25 protein-coding genes and 1 tRNA gene are annotated in these 24,270 nt (G+C 45.1%); 7 read left to right on the forward strand and 19 right to left on the reverse strand.

The annotated features are described in order from the left end of the window. Positions 1-135: 135 nt before the first annotated feature. Together GV030_RS04025 and GV030_RS04030 are read left to right on the forward strand one after the other, a co-directional pair. Positions 136-1,368, forward strand: a complete 1,233-nt coding sequence (locus tag GV030_RS04025; RefSeq protein ID WP_159580051.1) for a sterol desaturase family protein — start codon at positions 136-138, stop codon at positions 1,366-1,368. Continuing rightward, positions 1,365-1,718 (forward strand): hypothetical protein, encoded by a 354-nt coding sequence (locus tag GV030_RS04030; protein ID WP_159580053.1) that lies wholly within the window; start codon positions 1,365-1,367, stop codon positions 1,716-1,718. The genes GV030_RS04025 and GV030_RS04030 overlap by 4 nt, the downstream gene beginning before the upstream one ends. A gap of 40 nt (positions 1,719-1,758) precedes the next feature. Here the strand turns inward: GV030_RS04030 and GV030_RS04035 are convergent, their stop codons facing one another. After that, positions 1,759-2,283: an adenine phosphoribosyltransferase gene (locus GV030_RS04035; protein ID WP_159580055.1), complete on the reverse strand. Its 525-nt coding sequence runs from the start codon at positions 2,281-2,283 to the stop codon at positions 1,759-1,761. 9 nt (positions 2,284-2,292) lie between these two features. Next, complete coding sequence (locus GV030_RS04040) at positions 2,293-3,528, reverse strand: ABC transporter permease (protein WP_159580057.1); 1,236 nt, start codon at positions 3,526-3,528, stop codon at positions 2,293-2,295. Between the two features lie 81 nt (positions 3,529-3,609). Between GV030_RS04040 and GV030_RS04045 the strand changes: the two genes are divergently transcribed. Then, complete coding sequence (locus tag GV030_RS04045) at positions 3,610-4,866, forward strand: asparagine synthetase B (RefSeq protein WP_159580059.1); 1,257 nt, start codon at positions 3,610-3,612, stop codon at positions 4,864-4,866. Between the two features lie 22 nt (positions 4,867-4,888). On the opposite strand, the gene GV030_RS04050 is transcribed toward GV030_RS04045, so the two are convergent. The 3 genes from GV030_RS04050 to lpxK are packed head-to-tail and all read right to left on the reverse strand — an operon-like array spanning position 4,889 to position 8,409. After that, positions 4,889-5,488, reverse strand: coding sequence for a tRNA-(ms[2]io[6]A)-hydroxylase (locus GV030_RS04050; protein ID WP_159583611.1), 600 nt, complete (start codon positions 5,486-5,488; stop codon positions 4,889-4,891). A gap of 2 nt (positions 5,489-5,490) precedes the next feature. Then, positions 5,491-7,356 (reverse strand): putative porin, encoded by a 1,866-nt coding sequence (locus GV030_RS04055; protein ID WP_159580061.1) that lies wholly within the window; start codon positions 7,354-7,356, stop codon positions 5,491-5,493. A gap of 15 nt (positions 7,357-7,371) precedes the next feature. Further along, complete coding sequence (lpxK, locus tag GV030_RS04060) at positions 7,372-8,409, reverse strand: tetraacyldisaccharide 4'-kinase (RefSeq protein ID WP_159580063.1); 1,038 nt, start codon at positions 8,407-8,409, stop codon at positions 7,372-7,374. 14 nt (positions 8,410-8,423) lie between these two features. On the opposite strand from lpxK, the gene GV030_RS04065 reads away from it, so the two are divergent. Next, on the forward strand, positions 8,424-9,518 hold the full coding sequence (locus GV030_RS04065; RefSeq protein WP_159580065.1) for a Nif3-like dinuclear metal center hexameric protein: 1,095 nt from the start codon (positions 8,424-8,426) through the stop codon (positions 9,516-9,518). A gap of 6 nt (positions 9,519-9,524) precedes the next feature. Continuing rightward, entirely contained in the window at positions 9,525-10,304 is a 780-nt protein-coding gene (locus tag GV030_RS04070; protein ID WP_159580067.1) for a zinc ribbon domain-containing protein, read from the forward strand. A gap of 25 nt (positions 10,305-10,329) precedes the next feature. Here GV030_RS04070 and GV030_RS04075 read toward each other — a convergent pair whose 3' ends face one another. The 3 genes from GV030_RS04075 to GV030_RS04085 all read right to left on the reverse strand — a co-directional run bounded on the left by GV030_RS04075 (position 10,330) and on the right by GV030_RS04085 (position 12,656). Beyond that, positions 10,330-10,875, reverse strand: a complete 546-nt coding sequence (locus tag GV030_RS04075) for a lysophospholipid acyltransferase family protein (protein ID WP_159580069.1) — start codon at positions 10,873-10,875, stop codon at positions 10,330-10,332. Between the two features lie 4 nt (positions 10,876-10,879). Then, positions 10,880-11,638 (reverse strand): patatin-like phospholipase family protein, encoded by a 759-nt coding sequence (locus GV030_RS04080; RefSeq protein ID WP_159580071.1) that lies wholly within the window; start codon positions 11,636-11,638, stop codon positions 10,880-10,882. 73 nt (positions 11,639-11,711) lie between these two features. Beyond that, on the reverse strand, positions 11,712-12,656 hold the full coding sequence (locus GV030_RS04085; RefSeq protein WP_159580073.1) for an acetyl-CoA carboxylase carboxyltransferase subunit alpha: 945 nt from the start codon (positions 12,654-12,656) through the stop codon (positions 11,712-11,714). A 147-nt stretch (positions 12,657-12,803) separates the two neighbouring features. Between GV030_RS04085 and GV030_RS04090 the strand changes: the two genes are divergently transcribed. Beyond that, positions 12,804-12,877 (forward strand) — tRNA-Asp (locus GV030_RS04090). Positions 12,878-12,976: 99 nt separating this feature from the next. On the opposite strand, the gene GV030_RS04095 is transcribed toward GV030_RS04090, so the two are convergent. Next, the gene (locus GV030_RS04095) at positions 12,977-13,975 is read right to left on the reverse strand and encodes a LacI family DNA-binding transcriptional regulator (RefSeq protein WP_159580075.1); all 999 of its coding nucleotides are present in this window, start codon (positions 13,973-13,975) and stop codon (positions 12,977-12,979) included. Positions 13,976-14,075: 100 nt separating this feature from the next. Here GV030_RS04095 and GV030_RS04100 point away from each other — a divergent pair, with 100 nt between their 5' ends. Then, on the forward strand, positions 14,076-14,771 hold the full coding sequence (locus GV030_RS04100) for an NUDIX domain-containing protein (protein WP_159580077.1): 696 nt from the start codon (positions 14,076-14,078) through the stop codon (positions 14,769-14,771). 61 nt (positions 14,772-14,832) lie between these two features. Here the strand turns inward: GV030_RS04100 and rplT are convergent, their stop codons facing one another. The 10 genes from rplT to GV030_RS04150 form a co-directional block, all read right to left on the reverse strand. Then, positions 14,833-15,177: a 50S ribosomal protein L20 gene (gene rplT, locus GV030_RS04105; protein WP_159580079.1), complete on the reverse strand. Its 345-nt coding sequence runs from the start codon at positions 15,175-15,177 to the stop codon at positions 14,833-14,835. An 81-nt stretch (positions 15,178-15,258) separates the two neighbouring features. Beyond that, positions 15,259-15,453, reverse strand: a complete 195-nt coding sequence (gene rpmI / locus GV030_RS04110; protein WP_159580081.1) for a 50S ribosomal protein L35 — start codon at positions 15,451-15,453, stop codon at positions 15,259-15,261. Between the two features lie 10 nt (positions 15,454-15,463). After that, complete coding sequence (gene infC, locus GV030_RS04115; RefSeq protein ID WP_159580083.1) at positions 15,464-15,964, reverse strand: translation initiation factor IF-3; 501 nt, start codon at positions 15,962-15,964, stop codon at positions 15,464-15,466. A gap of 130 nt (positions 15,965-16,094) precedes the next feature. Further along, on the reverse strand, positions 16,095-18,044 hold the full coding sequence (gene thrS, locus GV030_RS04120) for a threonine--tRNA ligase (RefSeq protein WP_159580085.1): 1,950 nt from the start codon (positions 18,042-18,044) through the stop codon (positions 16,095-16,097). Further along, positions 18,037-18,999: a lipopolysaccharide assembly protein LapB gene (locus tag GV030_RS04125; RefSeq protein ID WP_159580087.1), complete on the reverse strand. Its 963-nt coding sequence runs from the start codon at positions 18,997-18,999 to the stop codon at positions 18,037-18,039. Before GV030_RS04125 ends, thrS begins: the two co-directional genes overlap by 8 nt. A 107-nt stretch (positions 19,000-19,106) precedes the next feature. Further along, positions 19,107-21,587 (reverse strand): DUF5686 and carboxypeptidase-like regulatory domain-containing protein, encoded by a 2,481-nt coding sequence (locus GV030_RS04130; protein ID WP_159580089.1) that lies wholly within the window; start codon positions 21,585-21,587, stop codon positions 19,107-19,109. 76 nt (positions 21,588-21,663) lie between these two features. Further along, positions 21,664-22,440 carry a LexA family transcriptional regulator gene (locus GV030_RS04135; protein ID WP_159580091.1) on the reverse strand — a complete coding sequence of 259 codons (777 nt, stop codon included), beginning with the start codon at positions 22,438-22,440 and terminating at the stop codon, positions 21,664-21,666. Between the two features lie 48 nt (positions 22,441-22,488). Next, the gene (locus GV030_RS04140; protein WP_159580093.1) at positions 22,489-22,818 is read right to left on the reverse strand and encodes a hypothetical protein; all 330 of its coding nucleotides are present in this window, start codon (positions 22,816-22,818) and stop codon (positions 22,489-22,491) included. 97 nt (positions 22,819-22,915) lie between these two features. Next, positions 22,916-23,410, reverse strand: a complete 495-nt coding sequence (locus GV030_RS04145; RefSeq protein WP_159580095.1) for a hypothetical protein — start codon at positions 23,408-23,410, stop codon at positions 22,916-22,918. A gap of 77 nt (positions 23,411-23,487) precedes the next feature. Further along, positions 23,488-24,261 (reverse strand): sulfotransferase, encoded by a 774-nt coding sequence (locus tag GV030_RS04150; protein WP_159580097.1) that lies wholly within the window; start codon positions 24,259-24,261, stop codon positions 23,488-23,490. Positions 24,262-24,270: the final 9 nt, after the last annotated feature.

Below are 24,270 nucleotides of genomic sequence, written 5' to 3' on the forward strand. Positions count from 1 at the left end.
TTTTTTGAGAAGTCAAATCTAATGATCAGATGGGTTCGAATAGATCAGATGAAGCAAAAAGATCAGGTACTTGCACCCGGTACCTATCAGTCGGATTCATTTCTGTGATTGGATAGCATGCTTTACCTTTGGTCCATGAATATTGACCCCATTATTCTTTCCATCCCCATTTACTTTCTGCTCATTGTGGCAGAGCTCCTGATTCAGTTTTTCAACAAACAAAAGATTTACCGCCTCAATGACGCGGTGACTAACATCTCGTGCGGCATTACTCAGCAGATTACGGGTGCTTTTTTCAAAGTAACAACGATAGCAGCTTATCAATTTGTTTACGAAAACTGGAGCCTTTTCCGCATTGAAAATACCTGGTGGTCAGTAACCCTACTCATCCTGGCAGTGGATCTATGCTACTACTGGGCGCACCGGATGAGTCATGAAGTAAATCTTTTTTGGGGTGGACATGTGGTTCACCATCAAAGTGAGGACTATAATTTTTCCGTTGCGCTTCGTCAGGGCTCCTTTCAGATTCTCTGGACTTTTTGGTTTTACATACCTCTCGCATTCCTTGGATTCAATACTGTAACGTTTTTGATAGTATTGGCACTCAATACAGTCTATCAGTTTTGGATCCATACGGAAACCATTGGTAAGCTTCCCCGACCGATTGAGTTCATTTTCAATACTCCCTCCCATCACCGGGTGCATCACGGCCGCAACCCCAAGTACATCGATAAGAACCATGCGGGATCTCTGATCATTTGGGATCGGATGTTTGGCACTTTTCAGGAGGAAGAAGAAAGACCTACTTATGGCATCACGAAACCTATCAATACATGGAATCCTGTATGGGCCAATCTGCAGCATTATGTAGACATGACCAGTCAGCTAAGGAGCACACCCGGTCTTATGAATAAGCTGGGGGTAATGTTTTATAAACCCGGATGGAGGCCTGTGGCACAGGGCGGTTATCAGTCAGCCCCAGAAGTGGATAAAGTGAATTATCGAAAGTATGACACACATCCGGCATTTAAGATGAGTCTCTACGTGCTGGTTCAGTTTATCATTACACTGGCGGTGACTTCTGCTTTTCTGTTTACCCTGGCAGATCAGGAACTGATCAACAAACTCACTTTTTCTTTGGTAATTGTGTGGTCCGTGGCTCAATTTGGGTTACTACTGGACAATCACCCAGAGTGGAGCAGGTTGGAATACCTGCGCATTCTGTTTTGCGGAGGGGTCTTCGCTTTTCTTTATCCCTATCCCCTGATTATAATCCCTTCAATCATCTATATAGGGGTCGCTTTGATTTCATTTTTCTTCATATATAAACCTGCAACCGACACAGTTGGGTCGGTGATCAACTCATGAAATACTTCTTTCCCCTGCTTTTAACCCTCTCATTAAGTGCTTGTTATTCCATTCCCGAAATAGAGGGATTTGACAAAGACGTCTGGCAATCTGAGATGAGCTGTGACACTAATCGCCTGGCCATGGTACAGCTTCTTATTTCACAGCAGGAAAAACTACTCGGTGAAGGTCAGGCAGAGATCCAGCAGCTCCTCGGCGCACCCGACGAGCATGAACTATACAACAGAAATCAGAAGTTCTTCTACTATAACCTTACCCCACCCACAGGCTGTGAGAATGGAACATTTCGTCGCCTAAGCGTGAAATTTGATGCACTAGACCGTGTAAAAGAAGTGATGGTTATTGAGTAACAGTCGTCATCCATGTGCAGGTATGACGTACGTTTCAATTCTAAAACGTAACCAGTGAATGCACTTCACCGGAGCCTTTCAGACGCTCCTGGCCTTTGAGAAAAGACAATTCTACTAAAAAAGAATAACCAATCACCTCTCCACCAATCTTCCTGATCAGTTCGGCCGCCGCAAGGGCCGTCCCACCAGTGGCCAGCAAGTCATCATGAATGAGCACACGCTGACCTTTAGTGATAGCGTCTACATGGATTTCTATCTCAGCGGATCCATATTCCAGATCGTAGGAATGTTTGATGGTCTGATAAGGGAGCTTACCCGCTTTTCTAACGGGGATAAATGGTACACCCAATTGCTGGGCAAGTTGCAAACCATAAATAAACCCTCTGGATTCAATGCCCACCACCCCTTCTACATTTTTGGTACTCCAGTAATCAAAGAAGGTCTGACTCACCTCGGCACTCAGCTCAGGATTGGCCAGTACGGGAGTTATGTCTTTGAACAGGATACCGGGTTTCGGAAAGTCCGGAACGTCACGAATGACTTTGGAAAGTTTTTCTGAAATCATCAGGCTAAGTTATTCAAATCTCAATGACTCGATAGGATCGAGTTTGGAAGCTTTATAGGCAGGCAGGTATCCAGAGATAAGTCCAACAGTCATACCGATGATCACACCCACAGCAATCCACAGCCAGGGGATCACAAAACCACCGCTGCTGATCAGGCTGGAAGTAAGATTGCCAATGATAATGCCCAGCACAATTCCCCCAATACCACCCATCTGACAGATGACAATGGCTTCTATGAGAAACTGCTGACGGATCTTTAATGGCGTAGCTCCCAAGGCTTTACGAACCCCTATCTCACGGGTTCGCTCCGTCACAGATACCAGCATAATATTCATCAATCCAATGGAGGCACCCAGCAGGGTAATAAACCCAATGGTGAACCCTCCTATTTTGAGGTAGCCTGTAATCTCACCTAATCGCTCAGCCAATGACTGATTCACAGTGACTTGAAAGGAGTTTTCCTCCTTAACAGGGTCGCGCCGAATGGCACGCATAAGTCCTGTAGCCAGGCCGGTAGCTGCATCCATCTGGGTGGGGTCATATACAGCCACAGTAGCTTCATAATCCAACTGACGTCCAGCCGCCAGACGTCTGGCGGTTAGTGTTGGTACCAAACACATACGATCCACACTTCCATTGCCGCCGGTACCCCCCTGAGCACCGAGTAAGCCCACCACTTTAAATTTGGAACCCATAAACTTGATCTCCTTATTGATAGGATCTTCATCCTTTTCAAACAGAGCACTTTTAATTTCCGAGCCAATGATCACCACCATGGCGCCATTCTGCACCTCTATTTGCGAGAAGCCACGGCCCTCCTTAATGTCATAACCATCTACCAGCAGGTAGTTATCATCACCACCCTGCACGCGGGAGTTCGGATTAGTCTTCTTGGATCCGCGTTTGATCTCCGCAGCAAAGGACACGTAGGCATTTACGCTCACCACGCCGGCAGTGAATTTCTCTTTAAACCTCATCAGGTCCTCATAGGTAAGTGGTGGAAATACCTTGGCCTCTTTCCCATCGCGTGACCCGCGATTCTTGCGCACACTCTCCATATCGAAAGTGTTGGCGCCCAAATTTGAAAAACTATCGTTAATAGAGCTTTGAATCCCCTCAATGGCCGTAAGAATGCCCACGAGCGAAGTGATACCAATGGCAATAATGGCTGCTGTGAGGAAGGTTCTGAGCTTATTGGCCATCACTGATTTTATTCCTTCTTTTACGTTTTCTCTGAGATCCATGGGTTACCTTTATCGCTTTGGAAAGTTAGTGAGAACTATGCTTTATGAATGACTGTTGCAGTATTAAATTTTGATAGTGGGATGCGTAAACTCTTTCTGATTCTAATCCTTTTTGTTGGCTTTCAGGCCAAATGTGCCTACATCCTCATTCCCATGGATGAAACACAGACCGATCACCTAAAGGCATACGGAATTACTTACTGGATGTTGACCCAGGAGGTGCCAGCCGACTGGTTGCTGAATTATCGCGGAGGTAGTTTTATGGTCAAGCACCTCCAAAGTATCGAAAATGAATGTGTCATCCGAAATGTATCCTATGAGATTATTTCTGATGCACAGGCCAACCAAATCCTGAATGAGATCGCCAGCCCGGCCTCCAATATGGACGTAATGAAGCTGGAGAAATATCCAAAAATCGCAGTGTACTCCCCTAAAAGCAAACAGCCCTGGGATGATGCCGTTACCCTGGTGCTGACCTATGCAGAGATTCCCTACGACGTGATCTTCGATGATGAGATCATGTACAATGAGCTCCCTAAGTACGACTGGCTCCACCTCCATCACGAAGATTTCACAGGTCAGTATGGCAAATTTTACCGCACCTACCAGCACTTCCCCTGGTACCAGCAGCAGCAGCGTGAGTATGAGGAGTCTGCCCGCAAGCATGGCTACTCCAAAGTGTCTCACCTCAAACTGGCTGTAGTCAAGAAAATACACGGGTTTGTTGCCGGAGGTGGTTTCCTTTTTGCCATGTGTTCTGCCACAGATACTTACGACATAGCCCTGGCTGCAGAGGGGTTAGACATAGTGGAATCTATGTATGATGGTGACCCTGCGGACCCTAATGCCCAGAATAAGCTGGACTTTGACAAGACCATGGCCTTTCAGAATTTCCGCCTGGAAAGAAATCCCTATGAGTATGAATACTCTGACATAGACATGCAGGCACGCGAGCGAGGATTGAAACAGGAAACGGATTTTTTCTCACTCTTTGAATTCTCCGCCAAATGGGATCCCATCCCTACCATGCTGACCCAAAATCACGAACACATCATCAAAGGCTTTATGGGACAGACCACTTCATTCAGGAAGTCTCTTATCAAATCGGATGTGGTGATAATGGGTGAAACACGCTCCGTGGGCGAAGCAAGATACATTCATGGAGTTATGGGCAAGGGCTTCTGGACATTCTACGGCGGACATGATCCTGAGGATTACCAACATTTCGTGAATGAACAGCCAACAGACCTGAACCTTCACCCCAACTCACCGGGCTATCGGCTTATCCTCAATAATATCCTCTTTCCGGCTGCCAAAAAGAAAAAACAAAAAACTTGATTTGTGACTTAGAAGTCAACTGTTAATGCATCCGGTCTCCTCGTAGTTCGAGGCTTCTGATAATATCAGCTTCTGCAACGAGGATCTCCTCCCACCGGGCTTTCACATATTCCTCAGTCATATAGACTTTGGCCAGCTCTATGAAATTGACATAGTGCCCCGCCTCAGAGACCATCAACTCATAATAGAAAGTCTGCAACTCTTCATCCGCAATGTTTTTCCAAAGCAACTTGAAGCGCTCACAGCTACGTGCCTCTATCAATGCGTTCATGAGCAGCTTCTCCACTAGCTGCTGATCTCTGCTACCCCCCTTATTCAATACTTTGTTCAGTGCGGTAACATATTCGTCTTTGCGGGCATACCCTAACGCATATCCTCGCTTCTTAAGCTGCTCAATTACACGTTCAAAATGAGCCCATTCCTCAGCTACCACCGGAGTAAGTACGTCTACCAACTCCGACTTTTCAGGATACTGAATGATCAGAGAAATGCAAGATGAGGCCGCTTTCTGCTCACAATAAGCATGATCAACGAGAATGTCCTCTATTTGCATTTCAGCAATGTTGACCCAGCGTGGGTCAGTGGGTAGCTTAAGCCCCAATACGGTTTTGTGGTCCTCCATCATTAGTCAAAAAACATCCATCTCACACCAAAATCCATCACCTGAGACTGCCCCGGGTAATAGGGTGTCACAAAATAGCCATCATTACTTTGCTGGTTGATATTGGTCATTTTCACAAAAGCTCTTAGATTATTGATTTTCATACTCAGAAAAAGGTCTGCGGTGTAAAACTGCTCGATCAGAAACTCTCGCTGCAAATGAAACTGCTGGATCTCAGGTGCATATCCCATTGCGTAATACTGACTTTTGGCATGTACATCTATACCCACTTCCACCCCCATGGTATCTTTAAACCAGTATCCACGCCAGAAAAAACGGCCATTGTAAAAAAACTGTGGAACCTCCATATGGTCAGCGCCCCCGCCAGAAGTGTTCGTATAGTATACCTCATTTTCCAGATGAAAAGCTTCTTTGAGTGCTTTATTCGTGTACAACCTGAAATTAAAATCGCCACCCAATGAAGCCATAATGGCCACATCGCCACTCTGCTGGGCGGTTTTCTCTTCATCAAAGTAGAAGAACTTATCCAGGCTCAGCAACCTGCCCTGAGGCCTGATCTTCAAAAAGCCCAAATCCACCTGCAGACCAGCGGTTATCTCATTGCTAAAAGCAGAAGCAAAACTTTGATTCCACTCGTGATGGTTGCCAAAATACTTCTCATAAATAAAGGCTGGCTTGTACCGCACAGACTTGTATGACCCAAAGAGGAAGTCGGAATTGAGCTGACCAGTCAGCTGGTATTCACCACTTTGCATCAGCTCTCCTTTCGCCTCTATGTTGAACTGGTCTTTCCAATCAAACCGGGTATAACCACCCAAAAACATCTCACTGAAACGCGGCGTAGGGTCCTGATAGAGGTTGTCAAAATCAAGGTCTCTCCTTTTGAGGTATAGGCGGTAAAAGATGTTGGCCAGATCTCCCTTAATCCCCACTTCATTGACCATCTCCTTCCACGTAAATCGCTCATAGGTACTATCCGTCCCCAGCAAAAACTGATCGTAATAACCACCATAGGTAACATCAGTCCCGCTGGACACATCTTTGAAGTCCTGAAAGCCTACCTCCTGATTTTTCAAATCAAACTGATGATAAAATTGCAGTGGGGTGGTCCAGTTATACTGGTGATAGAGGTGAAAATTAAGTCGATCATCATTAGACCGGGCCTCTGAAAGCTGGATGTCAGAATCCTGGTATTCAAATAGGTCTGCTTTGGTCGCCTGAGACAGATCCTCTATATAGATACCTCCGGTTTCTTCTATATCGTACCCCATCTTCACCATATGAAACATGGCGCTATAAGGCTTCTCCTTGTGTTTATAGTAAGTATACAAATCGAAAACCGTACCCACCACATTGCGATCTTGCTGACCACTTTTACCAATCTGCTTATCGGAGGTGATCCGATAAATATCAAAACCCACATTCCAGTTTTCGTTGACATTCCGGCTAAAGGCCATGTCCACCACAGATCGACCTTCTCCCCCAAATACCACCATCAGATTGATATGTGGCGACTTGGAGTCATAGTATTTTAGCTGGTCAGGGTTAATCATGTAAGGATCATAAACCGAAAGACCGCTGGTACGCCCTATCTCCTTTGGAGCCGGGTAAAAAATCGGGAACAGGGCTGTCCCATTGTTACCCAGGTCCTGAAACTTTCGTCGCTCTATATCGAGTTTGGTGAATTTCTCTAATTCGTAAAGTGTCGTATCAGGGTGCCTTTCCTTCTCCTGATTGTTTTTCAGATCGCTCTCATAAATGATCAACGTGGTTTTAGATCCGTAAACCAGTTCACTGGAATCATCCGTGATTTGAGCTGCTGAAAGCAGACTCATCAAAAGAAGTATTGCCGATAGTGATTTTTTCACAGCGCAAAAGTATAATCAAATAGGTTCTTGGGCATAGTTTTTCAGTTTCGACTCCAGGTTAGACAGGAATAACGATTCGTCCTTTAAAAATTTCGTACGAATGGGCAGATAAAAACAGGAATAATCGCGCAGCTCCTGAAACTGCTTCAGCTTCACCATGTCTTTCTCTGTGGTGATCAGGCTGGTATCTTCGTCCATTTCACGGAGAATGTCACGCACATCCGCTGGCTTGTAGCGATAGTGGTCTCTGTAGTTATAAGTGTGCTTCACGGCATAGTTGCGGTGGAGGTAATTTTCAAAAGGCTCAGGATTAGCCATTCCTGAAATGCCCAGTACGTTTCTTTTGAGTTCACACCCATTCCGAAAAACCGGCACCAAAGGATCATACTGTACAGTCATAAAATACACTGCTGCTGAGGTATATTTCTGGATCTCATGCCGCATCCTTACTTGATCTGCCTCACTCATATATTCCGGACACTTGGTCACCACCACGATATCCGCACGCTGCACCCCACGTCGTGCTTCACGCAGCCTTCCTGCCGGCAGCAAATAGTCTCTGTGCAGAGGATTTTCATAGGTAGTAAGCACAATCGACACTGAAGGCGTGACTCTTCGGTGCTGAAAAGCATCGTCCAGCAAAATGGCATGCGCATCCGGCACATGCCCCAATAACTCAGAGATGGCCAGGTCACGCTCTGCCCCTACAGCCACAGGAACTATCCCATGATATTTCTGCAGGTACATGTAGGGCTCATCCCCAATAGTATCAGGTGTGTCAGCGATGGTAGCCAACCTAAAGCCATAAGTTCTCCGCCCATAGCCACGACTGAGAGTGCATATTTTCTTGTCCTGTCCTTGAAAATACCTCACCAGATAGTCAATCATTGGTGTTTTCCCGGTACCGCCTATGGATAGATTACCTACTACCACTACATTTGTATCAAAGCGAACCGTTTTCTTTACCCCATGATCATAGAGCAGGTTTCTGAGCCTGATGATCAGGTCAAACAAAAGTGCAAAAGGAAATACAATAACTTGCCACCAATACATAAAGGGAGTTTACTATGCGAATCAAAGATATTACAGATTTCTTAGAGCAATTTGCACCGCTCAGCTATCAGGAGTCTTATGACAACTCAGGGCTCCTCGTTGGTGATGCCAATGCAGAGATTTCGGGGATTGCCATTACACTGGATGTGACCGAGCAAGTTATTGATGAGGCCATTCGCAATGGAGATAACCTCATCATCGCCCACCACCCGTTGATTTTCAAAGGACTCAAAAGTCTGACCGGAAAACACTGGGTGGAACGATGTGTGATCAAGGCGCTAAAACATGACATTGCACTTTATGCCATCCATACCAACCTCGACAATGTGCACCTCGGTGTAAACAGAAAAATTGCTGAGAAATTATCGCTGAAGAACATTCGTGTTTTAAGTCCAAAGTCGGAGGTCCTTTCCAAGCTGGTTACATTCGTACCCCATGAAGATGCCCAGCAGGTACTGGATGCCCTGTACAAAGCCGGTGCCGGGCAGATCGGTCAGTATGACCATTGCAGCTTTCAGACGGAAGGTACAGGCACTTTTCGACCAGGAGACGGCTCCAGCCCGCATATTGGCAACCACCATGTGGATGAAACGGTCAATGAAAAGCGGATCGAGCTCATTTTCCCCTCCCACCTCAAGCATCGCATGGTCAGTGCCCTGCACAATAGTCACCCCTATGAGGAAGTGGCCTATTACCTCTCCACACTCAGCAATACAAACCAGGAAGTAGGGTCAGGCATAGTGGGTGACCTCACCTCCCCCATGGGCGCATCAGAATTCCTCCGTCACCTCAAGCAAACCATGCGCACCGACTGTGTCAGACATACCCCAATTTGCAAGGAAAAAGTATCAAAAGTGGCCCTCTGTGGAGGAGCTGGAAGCTTCCTGCTCACTAAAGCAATAGGTACAGGAGCTGATGTCTTTGTCACTGGCGATTTCAAATATCACGACTTCTTTGAAGCCGATAACCGAATCGTGGTAGCGGATATTGGACACTTCGAAAGTGAGCAGTTCACAAAGGACTTGCTTTATGATATAATAAGCGAAAAATTCACTAATATTGCACTCCGTTTATCGGAGGTACAAACGAATCCTATCAATTATTTGTAATACTACATGGAAAACACCGTAGCGAAAAAGCTCGAAAGCCTCGTAAAATTACAATCCATCGATTCTGAACGTGATGAACTACTGAAGATCAGAGGAGCCTTACCCGATGAGGTAATGGACCTTGAAGATGAGATTGCTGGTTACCAGACGAGAGTTGAGAAACAAAACTCAGAGCTTGCGGAACTAGAAGAAAATATAGCGAGCAACAAGACCGCCATCAAAGACGCTGAGAAACTCATCAAGAAGTATGAAGAGCAGCAGATGAATGTTCGCAACAACCGCGAATATGATGCCATCACCAAAGAGGTGGAGTTGCAGCAGCTTGAAATTCAAATTCTTGAAAAGAGGATCAAAGAAGCTTACGTAAAAATCGATTCGAAAAAAGAAGAGATTGCCCAGACTGAAGGTATTCTATCAGAGCGCACAAAAGATCTTGATTCTAAGAAAAACGAACTGGATACTATCGCAAGTGAGTCAGAAGCGGATGAGCAGAAACTCATGAAAGATAGAGATAAAGCGGCTAAGCAGGTAGAAGACAGATTGCTGAAATCTTACGAGAAAGTAAGAGAGAACATGCGAAATGGCCTGGCTGTGGTACCGGTAAAGCGTGGCGCCTGTGGCGGCTGTTTCAATGTGGTGCCCCCGCAGAAGCAAGCAGAAATACGTGAAAAGAAGAAAATCATAGTTTGTGAGCACTGTGGCCGAATCCTCTCAGATGTTGAGGATGAAGTGATTGAGGAAGAAAAACCCAAACGCAGAACCAAACGAACAACGACTAAAAAATAATGAAAGCGCCCTTGTGGCGCTTTTTTTATATCACTCCCTTCTCTGGGTGCTTGCCTTTGATGGATCTATAATAGGATTTGATGAACTCCAGGTCCGCTTCCATATCCCCTGTTGGGTAAAAAGGCTCCCGATACTCCACCACTCTGTGCTCAAAGTCAAAACCCACCATCACGATGGGTACTCCAGCCTTGTGGGCGATTCTGTAAAAGCCGGTCTTCCACTCTGGCACATATGACCGTGTGCCCTCCGGCGTAATGGTGATAATAAACTCCTCGTGCTGCTGAAATAACTCTACGACCTGATCCACCATGTTGGTATTCCTCGATCGATCCACCGGAAATCCACCTACAGCCCGCATAAACCACCCCACCACAGGAAGATCAAACAGTGATTTTTTGGCCAGAAAGTGACTCTTCAATCCACTAATACTCCTGGCTGCCACCCCCACAAAAAAGTCCCAGTTACTCGTATGTGGTGCCACGATCACAACATATTGCTTCAGGTCGGGACGCTGGCCTTTCATCTTCCAGCCTGTCAGCCTAAAGCAAAATCTAAAAAACAATTTCTTCATGGGGTTATAGTTTCTTCAATGCTCCTTCTTTGATGGCTTTTCGAGCATACTTATATCCGAACTTGTAAATAGCCTGAGCCTGCTTAAAATCAAACACCTTAAACTTACTCAGTCCAGGAGGCTCCAGAAACACGTCACAGTGCTTCTTTCTGGAATGAACATTCTGAGTGACAGTCAGCATCATGGAGCGCTCCATCAGGTCGCGCCAATTACCCAACTCATATCCCTTGTCGATGGGATTACAATGCAGGGCTATGATCTTATCACAACTCTTCTGGATAGATGCGTAAGGAAGGTTGTCCAGAATTCCTCCATCCACCAATGTTCTTTTACCTATGACTATCGGATCAAATACCACAGGGATACTACAGGAAGCCAGGATGGGTTTAATAAGTTGGCCCTTCTTAAAGACCTTTACCTTCCCTCGTTTGATATCGGTGGTGGATACACACAATGGAATTTTAAGGGCTTCAAAGGAATCCTCCGGAAAGTACTTTTTTAGCTCATGCGAAGCCCGTTCGATATTGAGCAGGCTTCGCCAGTTAAATGACGGGCGGAACGTCGTGAGGAAATTGGTTTTTTCAATAAAGCCGCATATCTCCGATGGGGTGTATCCCGCACAATAGAGACCACCGGCCAGTGCTCCTGCACTGGAGCCGGAAACAATATGGAACGACAATCCCTCTTCCTCCAACGCCTGGATAATCCCTAAATGTGCGATTCCCCGGGCACCACCGCCAGATAATACGAGACCTAGTTTCATAAAGTCAAATCGCTATAAATACCGATTTCCACCACTAACACATCCCAATACCCTGTGCGGATAATCATCTGCATCAGGCCACTACGCCCATATTTGAAAACTTGTCGATTCGTTCGGCAATTCGTTTCTCTACGGAAAGTTTCTCCAGGCTCTTAATATGCTTCACCACTTCTTTCTTCAACTCTTTTGAAGCCGCCTTCATATCTGTATGTGCTCCACCAAGGGGCTCCTTAATGATGCCATCAATCAACTTATGCTGAAGCATGTCCTTGGCAGTCAATTTAAGCGCCTCTGCAGCCTGTTCTTTATAATCCCAGCTACGCCATAGAATTGATGAGCACGACTCAGGAGAGATCACCGAATACCAGGTATTTTCCATCATCAATACTTTATCAGCTATGGCAATACCCAAAGCACCACCAGAAGCTCCCTCCCCAATCACTACACTTACTATAGGTACAGTGAGGGTCATCATTTCTTTCAGGTTTCGGGCTATAGCCTCTCCCTGTCCACGCTCTTCTGCCTCTATACCCGGAAAAGCTCCAGGAGTATCTATCAGGGTGATCACAGGGGTATTGAATTTTTCTGCCAGCTTCATCAGACGTAGGGCCTTTCGGTAACCTTCTGGATTGGCCATACCAAAATTACGTTCCTGCCGCTGCTTGGTATTGCGACCCTTCTGCTGACCGATAATCATCACCGAGAGTCCGTCTACTTTGGCAAATCCGCCTACCATGGCCTTATCGTCCTTCACCGTACGATCACCATGGAGCTCTATAAAATCATCGGAAATTTCATAAATATAATCCAGTGTGTAAGGTCGTTCGGGGTGTCTGGATAACTGAACTTTCTGCCACCGGGTCAGGTTTTCAAAAGTATCTTCTTTCAACTTCACAATCTTTTCTTCCAATTTTGTGATAGCCGCCGACACGTCTACATCACTCTGCTGGGCCAACAGTTTCATGTCTGCCAGTTTGCTTTCTAATTCTACGATTGGTTTTTCGAATTCTAAGTGCATGTATTGAAAAATTTTGAGGTACAAATGTAGCCATAAATACCCTTTTCAGACATTTTAACCGAATTGAAAAACACATTTAAAATATTTGAAATGAAGTGTTGCATTTGAAGAAGTAAGGGTATAGTTTTGCAACGCAATTGAGCAAACGGTGTGGTAGTTCAGCTGGTTAGAATGCCTGCCTGTCACGCAGGAGGTCGCGGGTTCGAGTCCCGTCCATACCGCAAAAAATTGCAAAACCCTCTGATTTTCAGAGGGTTTTTTTTGTTTATAGAGGTTTCGAAAGAATCAAGGTATAAATTCTCCTTGAAGCTTATACCTGTTCAACTCTTATCCAAAACAGAATTTCTCTCAACCAACTTCGGCGCAATATCCAAAGCCTCTGACTCGGTTTCATTCAGTAAATCCAGAAGAGTGGTCACGGCCATGCGGCCCATTTTATTGGTGGAGTGCTCTATGCTCGACAATCTGGGAAAGGTGTACTCACACAATGGCCGGTTGTCAAAACCCAAAACCGAAACCTCCTGTGGCACCTTCACTCCTATCACATTGAAGTGGGCAATCACCTGGGCTCCGATCAGGTCATTGTAACAAGCCACTGCATCGTATGCCCCTTCCTGCCAATATCGGTCAAGAATCTCAGAGGCAGTACCATCCGTATCCAGGAAACTTGCCGTACAATTCGGAAGGCCGCTTTCACCCAAAGCCTTATTATATCCACTTAGTCTGGCCACGCCATTCTTTAGCGCCTGAGAGAGTCCTATAAACAATAGCTTTCGGTGCCCCGAAGCTATTAGGTACTTACCTCCAAGGTAGCCACCTTCCTCATCATCAAATGAAATATGAGGAAAAACCTCCTGGTCTATGATTCGATCAAAAATCACCGCGTGCTTACCCAGAGCAGGCAGGCCCTTAAGGAAATTGATGTTGTGGGTTTCCTTAGACGGAGCGATCAGAATCCCTTCTACATTACAAGCAATCAAAGACTTTACCAATTGATTTTCCTTCTTTTTGGATTCGTTAGACTGGCAAACCAGCAGATTGTACCCAAGTTCCTCTGAGGCTTCCTGCATACCGGATAGTATGGCAGCAAAGAAATCATCACCAATCTCAGGCACGATGATCCCAATCAGTTTCGTCTTATTGGTTCTGAGTCCTTTGGCCGCAGTATTTACCTGATAATTCAGTTTACGGGCCATGGCCTTCACCTCCTTGACCAACTGAGCATTGCTTTGGTTCTTACCATTGAGGATGCGGGATACGGTAGAGGTGGACACTTCCAGCGCACTGGCAATATCTTTGATGGTGGCGACACGTTTCATTTTGGGTATTCTGGGCTAAACGGAATTTTACATTCTCAAACTATAAACGTAAATTTAACGCTTACAGTTGACTAACAACAATCACAAAACACGATTCATCATGACTTATCAGCATCCAACCATGTGGGTTTCCATTGATTGTTTGGTGTTTGGCTATGATGTCTCCGAAGAGAACCTGAAGTTACTTTTATTTCAAAGAAAAGTAGAGCCCTTTGCTGGACAATGGTCGCTCATTGGTGGATTTGTTAACGAAAACGAAGACCTCTTGGCCGGTGCGCAGCGTGTACTGAAAACATTCACCGGGCTGGACGGTGTGTTTCTGGAACAACTTTCCACCTTTGGAAAAGCTCATCGAGATCCGGGCGGCAGAGTGGTATCGGTACTATACTGGAGTCTCATCAAACTGGATTCTATCCAAAAGGAAGTGGTAAACAGTCACGGAGCGGGTTGGTTTGATCTGGAGCAACTCCCCGATCTGGTCATGGATCACCTCGACATGACCCAGCTGGGCATGGAGCAACTACGCCGCAACGCCACAACCACTCCTATCGGTTTTGAGCTGTTGCCTGAGAAGTTTACCCTTCCGCAATTGCTGCGCCTCTATGAGGGTATCTATGGCAAAAGCATCGATGATCGAAACTTCCGCAAAAAGATACTGGCCACAGATGTATTGGTGCGGTTGGATGAAAAGGATAAATCAGGCTCCAAAAAAGGAGCCTATAAGTACATGTTTGATGAGCGTAAGTACCATGAGCTGAAGCAACGCGGGTACCACCTGGACTTCTCCATCAAATAAAGACATAAAAAAAGCCTGGCGTTTCCGTCAGGCTTCTAAATCAGTAAGTACTGTTAAACACTTATTTTTTCGCTAAATCTACTACAGCTTTGAAAGCATCAGGGTGATTCATTGCCAAATCAGCAAGAACCTTTCTGTTGATCTCTACATTGGCAGCTTTCAACTGACCCATGAATTGAGAGTATGACAAATCATATTCTCTCACGGCTGCATTGATTCTCTGAATCCAAAGTGCTCTATATTCTCTTTTCTTTACTTTTCTGTCACGGTAAGCATATTGCATACCTTTTTCGATGGCATTCTTTGCTACCGTCCAGACATTCTTTCTTCTGCCCCAGTACCCTTTGGCTTGCTTCATCGTCTTCTTACGACGAGCTCTGGATGCTACATGATTTACTGATCTCATTTGTTTTTCTTTTTTGACAATTGGCGCCAGTCATTACTGAGCTTGTGAGCCAAATTATCGGGTTAAACTATTGAACCTTGATTAGAGGTTAAGCATGTGCTTAACGTTTCTCTCGTCACTTGGATGAACCAAAGTAGCGTGCGTCAGATTTCTCTTTTGCTTCGTTTCCTTTTTGGTCAAAATGTGACTCTTGAATGCGTGCTTTCTTTTGATTTTACCTGTACCTGTCAGTTTAAATCTTTTTTTAGCACTCGAATTGGTTTTTACCTTCGGCATTTCCTACTATTTATTTCTTACTTACTGATTTCGCTGCAATGATGATAGACATGCGCTTACCTTCCAACTTGGGAAGTAACTCTACCTTGCCATAGTCCTCTACGGCCTGCGCAAATTTCAAAAGAAGGATTTCTCCCCGCTCTTTGAAAACGATTGTTCGACCCACGAAGTGCACATAAGCTTTCACTTTGGCGCCTTCCTTGAGAAACTTGATCGCATGATTCAACTTAAAGTTGAAATCGTGCTCATCCGTATTGGGTCCAAATCTGATCTCTTTTACGACAGTTTTCTGAGCTTTGGCTTTGATCTCCTTTTGCTTCTTCTTCTGCTCATATTTGAACTTTGAATAGTCGATCACCTTACAAACAGGCGGTTCGGCCTTGGGAGAGATCTCCACCAGGTCTAATCCTTGTTGTCTGGCTAATTCCAATGCTTTTTCGATGGGATATACATCCACTTCAACATTGTCACCAACTACCCGCACCTCGCGAGCTCTGATCTTTTCGTTCACTTTATAAGGCTCTTCTACGCGACCCCTATACGGCTTTCTGTATGGTCTACTAATTGTAATCCTCCTTTTTTGGTTCTACCATTGAAAAATAAAACGCAAATATCGTTATTATTTCTCTTTATATAAAATGCTAATTTCCTTTATTTAACAGTTCTTTTACTGTGTTGTTAAAGAAATCTTTAAATTCTTCGATTTTCATACTGCCCTGGTCTCCCTTGCCATGAGCACGAACAGACACACTTCCGCTCTCTGACTCCTGCTCTCCTACTATGAGCATGTAAGGTATCTTCTTTACTTCGGCATCCCTTATCTTTTTCCCGATTTTCTCATCGCGCTCATCAATATATCCTCTAATATCCTCCTGCTGGAGGAAAGAGTATACCGAATGGGCATAATCGTGATACTTTTCGGAGATAGGCAACACCGCAATCTGCTCAGGTGCCAGCCACACCGGGAAGTCTCCAGCCGTACTTTCGATCAGGATGGCTACAAAGCGCTCCATGGATCCGAATGGTGCCCGGTGAATCATCACCGGCCGATGCTTCTGATTGTCAGTGCCGGTGTATTCCAGCTCAAATCGCTCGGGCAGGTTATAATCCACCTGAATGGTTCCCAACTGCCACTTTCGACCCAAGGCGTCCTTGACCATAAAGTCTAGTTTGGGTCCGTAGAACGCAGCTTCACCAAGCTCTACCACGGTCTTAAGTTTCTTCTCCGCGGCTACTTCAGTGATTTCCCGCTCAGCTCTGTCCCAGTTTTCATCACTACCAATGTACTTATCAGGGTTCTCAGGGTCTCTTAGAGAAATTTGAGCAGTAAAATCTTCAAAGCCCAAGGCACTAAACACATAAAGCACCAGGTCAATGACCTTGGCAAACTCAGCCTTCACCTGATCAGGCCGGCAGAAAATATGCGCATCATCCTGAGTAAAGCCCCTTACCCTGGTGAGCCCGTGAAGCTCTCCACTTTGCTCATATCTGTAGACAGTGCCAAACTCCGCATACCTGACAGGCAATTCTTTATACGATTTCGGACTTGATTTATAGATTTCGCAGTGATGCGGGCAGTTCATGGGTTTCAGCAAGAACTCTTCGTCTTCTGCCGGGGTGCGAATAGGCTGAAAGGAATCTTCGCCATATTTGGCATAATGACCAGATGTCACGTACAGTTCCTTACTACCTATGTGGGGAGTCACCACCTGCTCATACCCCGCTTTTACCTGCGCTTTCTTCAGAAAGTTCTCCAGACGCTCACGAAGGACTGCTCCTTTGGGCAACCACAAAGGAAGCCCTTTCCCCACTTTTTCTGAGAAGGTAAAAAGTCCTAACTCCTTGCCAATCTTTCGATGGTCTCGCTTTTTTGCTTCCTCCAGCAGTGCGAGGTATTCGGTTAATTCCTTTTGCTTTGGGAAAGTGATGGCATACAGCCTGGTTAACTGCTTTCGCTTCTCATCACCACGCCAGTATGCACCAGCAATACTCAGTACCTTGGCAGCTTTGATAAAACCTGTGTGAGGAATGTGTGGTCCACGACAAAGGTCGGTGAAGTTGCCTTGCTCATAAAAGGTGATGTTGCCATCTTCCAGGCCTTCAAGCAATTCGAGCTTATATTCATCCCCTTTTTTCTGATAATAATCGACCGCATCCTGCTTGCTGATGTCTTTTCTGACATAGGGATTCTTTTCCCGGGCCAGTTCCAACATTTTGTCTTCAATGGCTTTGAGGTTTTCGGCATCAAATACCTGATTTCCGAAATCTACATCATAGTAAAAGCCATTTTCAATCGGCGGGCCTATGCCCAATTTCACACCGGGATAGAGCGCCTCCAGGGCTTCGGCCATCAGGTGGGCAGATGAGTGCCACATGGTAGACTTCCCTTCGTCATCATTCCAGGTGAGTAGGCTGAGTGTAGCATCTTCGTTAATAGGCCGGGTAGCATCTCTTACTTCGCCATTTACCTTGGCGGCCAGCACATTTCTAGCCAGCCCTTCGCTGATGTCCATGGCCACATCCATGGCCGTTACGCCCTTTTCATATTGCCTTTCACTACCATCCGGTAAAGTGATTTTAATTTCACTCATTCTCAGTCTCTTTCTTTGATGAAATATCTAAAATGGGGATTCTCTTCTCTCTTTCCCTCAAACTCCGCAAATATGCAATTTTTCGACCAACATTTCGAGCCATTTCTTCGGCAATTGAATTGGTAGAATCTTTTTCAAAAACCAATGACGAGAGGGCATAAGATTGATTCAGATAACCCTGGTTTTCGAAGATCTCGGCTTTCGCCAGTAAAGCCCGCGATGAGCTGTCTTCCTGAATAACCAAATCGAGATAATAGGTAGCCGAATCCCACTGATTGTCCTGCTTGTACCAAATGGCACGTTGATAGTAGACCTCCAAACTGTTCAAAACCCGTAACCTGGAATGGGCCTGCTCACTCCTTCCCAGTTCATAAAGGGTCTTTGCGGCAAGTATTTGCCCCTCAGCATCATCAACATTAATCTGCAGTCGCTCCAGTACCTTACCTGCTTCTTCAAACTGGTTGTGCTCCAAAAGTAATGGCACATAGGCATGAAGTACTGACGGATGATCGCTATTAGCTCTGGAAAGATTGCTAAATGCATACAGGGCCCTGGTAGTATCCTCCATTTTCAGATAGGTGCGTGCGGCAAAGGCCAACTTCTCAGGATCTTCCTTGCTCACTTGTATCAAATCCCACAGGTGATTTTGGGCTTCTCTCTCCCGCCCTAGGCCGGACAAGGCAATAACCCTCCATTGAAGATTATCGCCCGAAAAACCATTCAGCTCTTCCCAATGCGCCACATAATCAAGCATTTTCTCATACAAATGGTGAGTTCTGAAATAGTCCTGTCCATAGAGATATACCTCCTGATCCAATCCGGCATTGGAAATAATAAAATTGAGGTCATCGTCTGCTTCCTCAGGCCACCTAAGCTTTTGATTGATAAATAAGCGCTTTTTCCTCAGCAATACGTCCTTGGGTTTATCCCTGATTTCCGAGTTGATAGCTTTCAAAGCAGTGAGATAATAATCAGGGCCTACCGAGACCTCTGAGATGGGATATCTCTGATGGTCTGAGCAACCTGCCAAAATAAAAATGCAAATCAGAGCTCGATATATCACTATAGGATGAGTTGGATATTGAATTTCAAACCAAATTTACGAACATCCTGGCGATCGAGATAAGTGAGGCGATGAAAGGCTTCCACAGAGAAAATTTTAAAGATGTTTTCCACTCCATAACCCAGCTCCACATAGGGTCTGTTGTCTAGCTGATGGAATGGCAACACTTCTACCCCATCCACCATCTTATTTCTGGTCATGGCGAGATTGCGATCGCTAATGTCACCATAAAGCATATTAGCACTACCAATCAAGCGCCATTTCAATTTCTTCATCAGGGGAATGGTATTGAGAATAAACCCTTCAAAGGAGTGTCGGTACCTAAATTCAATGTACTTGTCTGTACTAAACTCAAAGTAGTCCATTAGATTGTATGCAAAATCCACATAAAAGAAGGTCTCGTTACCAATGGTATTGTACAGCAAAGTGTACGGTAGATCTCCGACTATATATCCACCGGTAAGTTTGATTTTGGACACTCCCAGGATGCCCATTTTCTGATCCTTCTCTGCCGAGAGTTTCATTTTGTGATAGTTGAAGTCGCTACCCAACACTCCCTTGAAACCATAGGTATAATCCAGGTTGAACGCTGGCCACCGGACGGTCCCCAGACTGAGTCTTTCATTGTCATTGATCACAAAAAGCTCATCCTTGGCATATCGCATCGATACGGAAGCCTCGCTCACTTTGTACATGCTTGAGGTCTCAGTGTCTCCGGGGCTACGATAGTACTGAAAATCAAAGAACGGATCGAAGGATTCGTGTTTCATTGCAAACGTCGCTCCAAACCCCGCGCTGAGCTGCCTGAAGAGACTCAATCTGTACTTATTAATCAAAAAGGGCTGAGTAAGGGTGCCAAATCTGCTAAGGGAATAAAAGAGGCTATTAGGCTCAATCTGCTCATTGAGCAACCAGACCTGCTCCACTTCCCGCTGCTGTTCGTATTTGATGTTGGTCCACGGTTGCCTGTCTAATATCCTGTCCGCGTAAAATCGATATTTGATGCGTTCATCATCAAACCCATACCCTAAGTGACCACCAAAGGTCCACTTCCGACTCAGATCTATGGTAGTACGACCCCCGAAACCTACCCGTACACCTTCAATATTATTATTCCCAAAAAAAGTAGAGTAAGGTCCAACATCCATCGCACCAACCTTATAATACCCGTTCACAGCAAATTTGGCCAGATCCATATAGGTTTTGACAACCGGTATTCGTTTCATGGAATCGATCATACTGAATACATTGATCTCTGTAGGTGACAGTGAATCGTGCCGGTTTTCAGCCCAATATTGCTCATCATAATCGCGAACGGTTTCCTCCATCACCACGGGATTCAGATAGAAGCTATTGGGCTTGGGCTGATTAACAATGTGATCTTTGGTAGAGACATAAAATTTGGCAAGCATACCTGCCGTTTCCTTTGTGACCTGTGACACATCCACTACCACCCGTGTTTTTTCCGGCAACCAGGGACCGGCTGATGTCTTGATGAGATCCTGTTGAATCTTAATTTTCTCAATATAATTCAGATTGGCTGCCTTAGGTACGGACGCATCAATTCGTTTGAGGGCATACTCCTCTTTGGTAATCCACATCGTACCCGTAAAAGCCAAATCCTGCTCTCTCTTGGGATAAAAATCAATCCGATAGCAAAATTGGTCATTGATGTAGGCACTGTCTTCCAGATACACCTCATAATAGAGTCTCCATCCGTCAGTGATCGGAGAAACAAACTCTTTGGTGACAATATTGAGCCAGTTCTGGTAAAAATTGTATTCCTGAAATGTGGAACCAATGACCTGAGAGGTAAGTGTGCCATCAGTGATCCCTACCCCACTTACTTTGGTTTTGATGATGTTCTCGTGCTTAAACTTGGGGTCCCTTTTGTAGTAGAAATCAGAAATCGCCTCTGAGATAAACACAGGCAAAATGGGCATCCCATCTTCACCGGCAATCTGCTCAATGCTATCCAATACGTTGGTGATTTTCTTAACAATCTTCCTGTTCCTAAACCGGTCTGAGATATTATCTACATCAAATTCAACCTTGGTATAGCTTTCATACTGGTAGGCACTCAAGCTCCGCTTGTCATTCAGGCCTTTATTGCGAATGATATTGCGCATGATCGGCCAGGCCGGATTCTCACCGGCATATACCACCACTTCGCCCAGAGTCTTCACATCCTCATCCATTTGGAAGTTGATGATTTGGTCGCGCCCTCTCTCGAGGGGTTTGGCCCGCATAATAAAACCAATATACCGCACCTCTATTGAATCGACTTTTTGAATGGTCTTGGCAATGAAATTGCCTTCAAAATCGGTGATGGTACCATCTTGTGTTCCTGTGAAAATCACATTAGCAAAAGGTATAGGCGTACCTGTAGCAGATTCAATCACTTTGCCCGAGACCGTGGTGGTCTGTGCAAATGCAACGAGGGAAAACAAGGAAAAGACAGTAAAAAGAAACTTCTTCAAGGATAGTCGAGAGCTAGAGCTGAAACCAACGCAAATCAAGTCTATTATTACGAAGGAGGAAAAAATGAGATGTTGTTTATCCGATATTTTTCTTAATCTCATTTACATCATGCTGAAGGTTCAGCACCATGCCCGCTATTTTGTCAATAGAAAGTTCATTTGCGGCTTCAGGATCAGGAAACTGTATACTTATATACGCCTTGGCTTCCCATATCTCCATTACTTCTTTTGGATCCACTTCATATGCTGAATAGGACTTGTTGTCAGAAACCAGGTAAAGGGTCCCCTTCTCCTCTATATAGTTGAACACGCGTTTATAAACCACCCCCTCACGGTCAGTCACCAGCACATAGGTTTTACCGTTTTTGATCTCCGTAATGCTTTCAAGGTACCTACCAATGACAATGGATCCGGAAGTAATGGGCAACATAGAATCTCCCGAAATCTCAAATGCCCTGTAAGTTGCATTCTTGGGTAGCATTGGAAGGTTGAATTTGGGAAGTTCCGAAATGTATTCAGGATCGGAATATCCATTCATATAGCCGGCAGCTGCCTTTTGGGGTACCAATTCAATATTTTCATTATCCTCCTTGTCCACAGTAATTGACAATATTCTCACCTTATCCCGAGGTGAACTCCCCTTTCCTGTGGTCAGGTCTGTGGCAATCAAATCGTCAGTGCTCACATTGAGTACCTCAGCGATGCTCATCAATGTCTGAAGCCTGGGTTCGGCCCTGGCTTCTTCATAGGCACCCACCACCGACCGCTTGATGCCCACCTGATTGGCAAACTGCTCTTGGGTATACCCGGCTTGCTTTCTAAGAAATTTGATGTTTTCAGCGATAATACTCACAACTCTGCTCGATTAATGATATAGCGTAACATTTTATCCATGTGGGGATCAGCTATCGAAAATAATGAAATTCATATCATCCCGTCCTGACTTGCCAATAGAATACAAATGTAAATGATGAAACTCTCTGGTCTGTCGGATGGTATGAAGTTTTTCCTTGATGGTAACCACCACATCCCGAAGGGTCTTATTCGCATCCACCAATACATAGCCGTACATGTCTTTACGCTCCCGAATGGTCGCATAAAATTTCACCTGGCACTTACCCGATTTTAATTTCTTGGAATTGAGTTTAAGCGCATACTCGTCATCAAATGACACATCCGCTGCCACGGTCAGCAGATCCTTCACTCTAAATATATTAGCATTCTTATTCATAGCTTCCACATTATGGAAGTAAATAAGATCATTATTTTAGTAAAATGCAAATAATGATGGTAAAAATACTAATAAAATGAGATATTAAAACTTCTGCCTATTGGCCTCCTATCCTAAAGTAGACACTCATGCCCAGATTGGACGTATTCAGCCCCAAGTCGAAGTAATCCGCCTTGAAATCATAAGAAATGCCTCCACTTCGAAGAATAACCACTGTGCTTCTGTGAACCCGATAACCCAAACCCGGGCTTATACCTGGTGCCACTCTTTCCTGATCTCCAAAACTCAAATCAAGGTAGCCATTCAAAAGCCAGAAGAAGCTTCCTTCTATCGGGAATATCCGGGTGTAGTTGGGATGAAAAACAGCGTAGGAAACATCGGGTACAGATCGTGAAATATATCCGATTGAGAGTCCGAGTAAATCGCGATCCCCAATAGCATACCTATACTCAGGCAACAGGACAAACGCACCAGATCCGTCATTATCGCTAATATTCACGGTGCCTCCCAAAAAGTGTTCACCTTTGGATATTTGGGCATTGGCCAATCCAAACATGGACAAACAAACGACGAGTAACGCAATCTTCTTCATAGGGTATGTTTTTCTTTCTAAATTAAATATTTCATTCAACCTAACGCAAAAACATTTCCCCTATTTTTAACTGAATATTATATAACGTATTCAAAATAATCCATCAACCTTCGTATTTCAGCATTCATGGTGATTTCCTTAACCCTTTTATGATGGGAATGATCCTTCCACTTCTCCAAACCCTGGCTGTGAACCTCCTGTACCCCATCAAACCAGGCCCGGTTATCCCTGACTGTGGCATGGTCGTACCATCTCCACATTTCCTCACTCATGGGCTCTTCTATGAAATCACAAAGCTTTCTCATTTGACCCAAATAGTCCGTCACTAAATCCTCATACTTAAGCGTAAACACCTGGTGATGGTCATACATGGCCTCTCCTGCCGAAACATCGGTGATGTACCGATCAATTGGAATCCAGTACTCATCGGGTTTTTCGGGATGAATGGAAGTGCAGACAGCACGTGGATCACGTACTATATGGATAAACCGGGCATCCGGCCCAAAGTATTCCAGTATTTCAGGAATAAACCGGACATTCGCCGGGCGCTTCTCACACCAGCGATGACACTGTTGTGGGATTTTATTGGTTAGAATGGCCCTGTAAAGTCGATCAACGCGTGTGGGAACCAGTCCTGTGCTCCCCTGATGCCATTCTGTAAAAGCATCCAGTTCTTTAGCAAAAGCAAAAATACCTGGATGCGCAGAGAGCATGGAAAGTAACAAACTGGTACCGGACCGCCCGCAGCCACCAATAAATATGGGAGGTCTGGTGAAGTGATTCCGTTCCCTGACCCGTCCCAGCCGATTGATCACCGGGCTGGTAATATTGGCTTTCCACCAGGTGTTCATTGGCAGGGA

This window comes from Marinoscillum sp. 108 (assembly GCF_902506655.1).
Classification (GTDB): domain Bacteria; phylum Bacteroidota; class Bacteroidia; order Cytophagales; family Cyclobacteriaceae; genus Marinoscillum; species Marinoscillum luteum.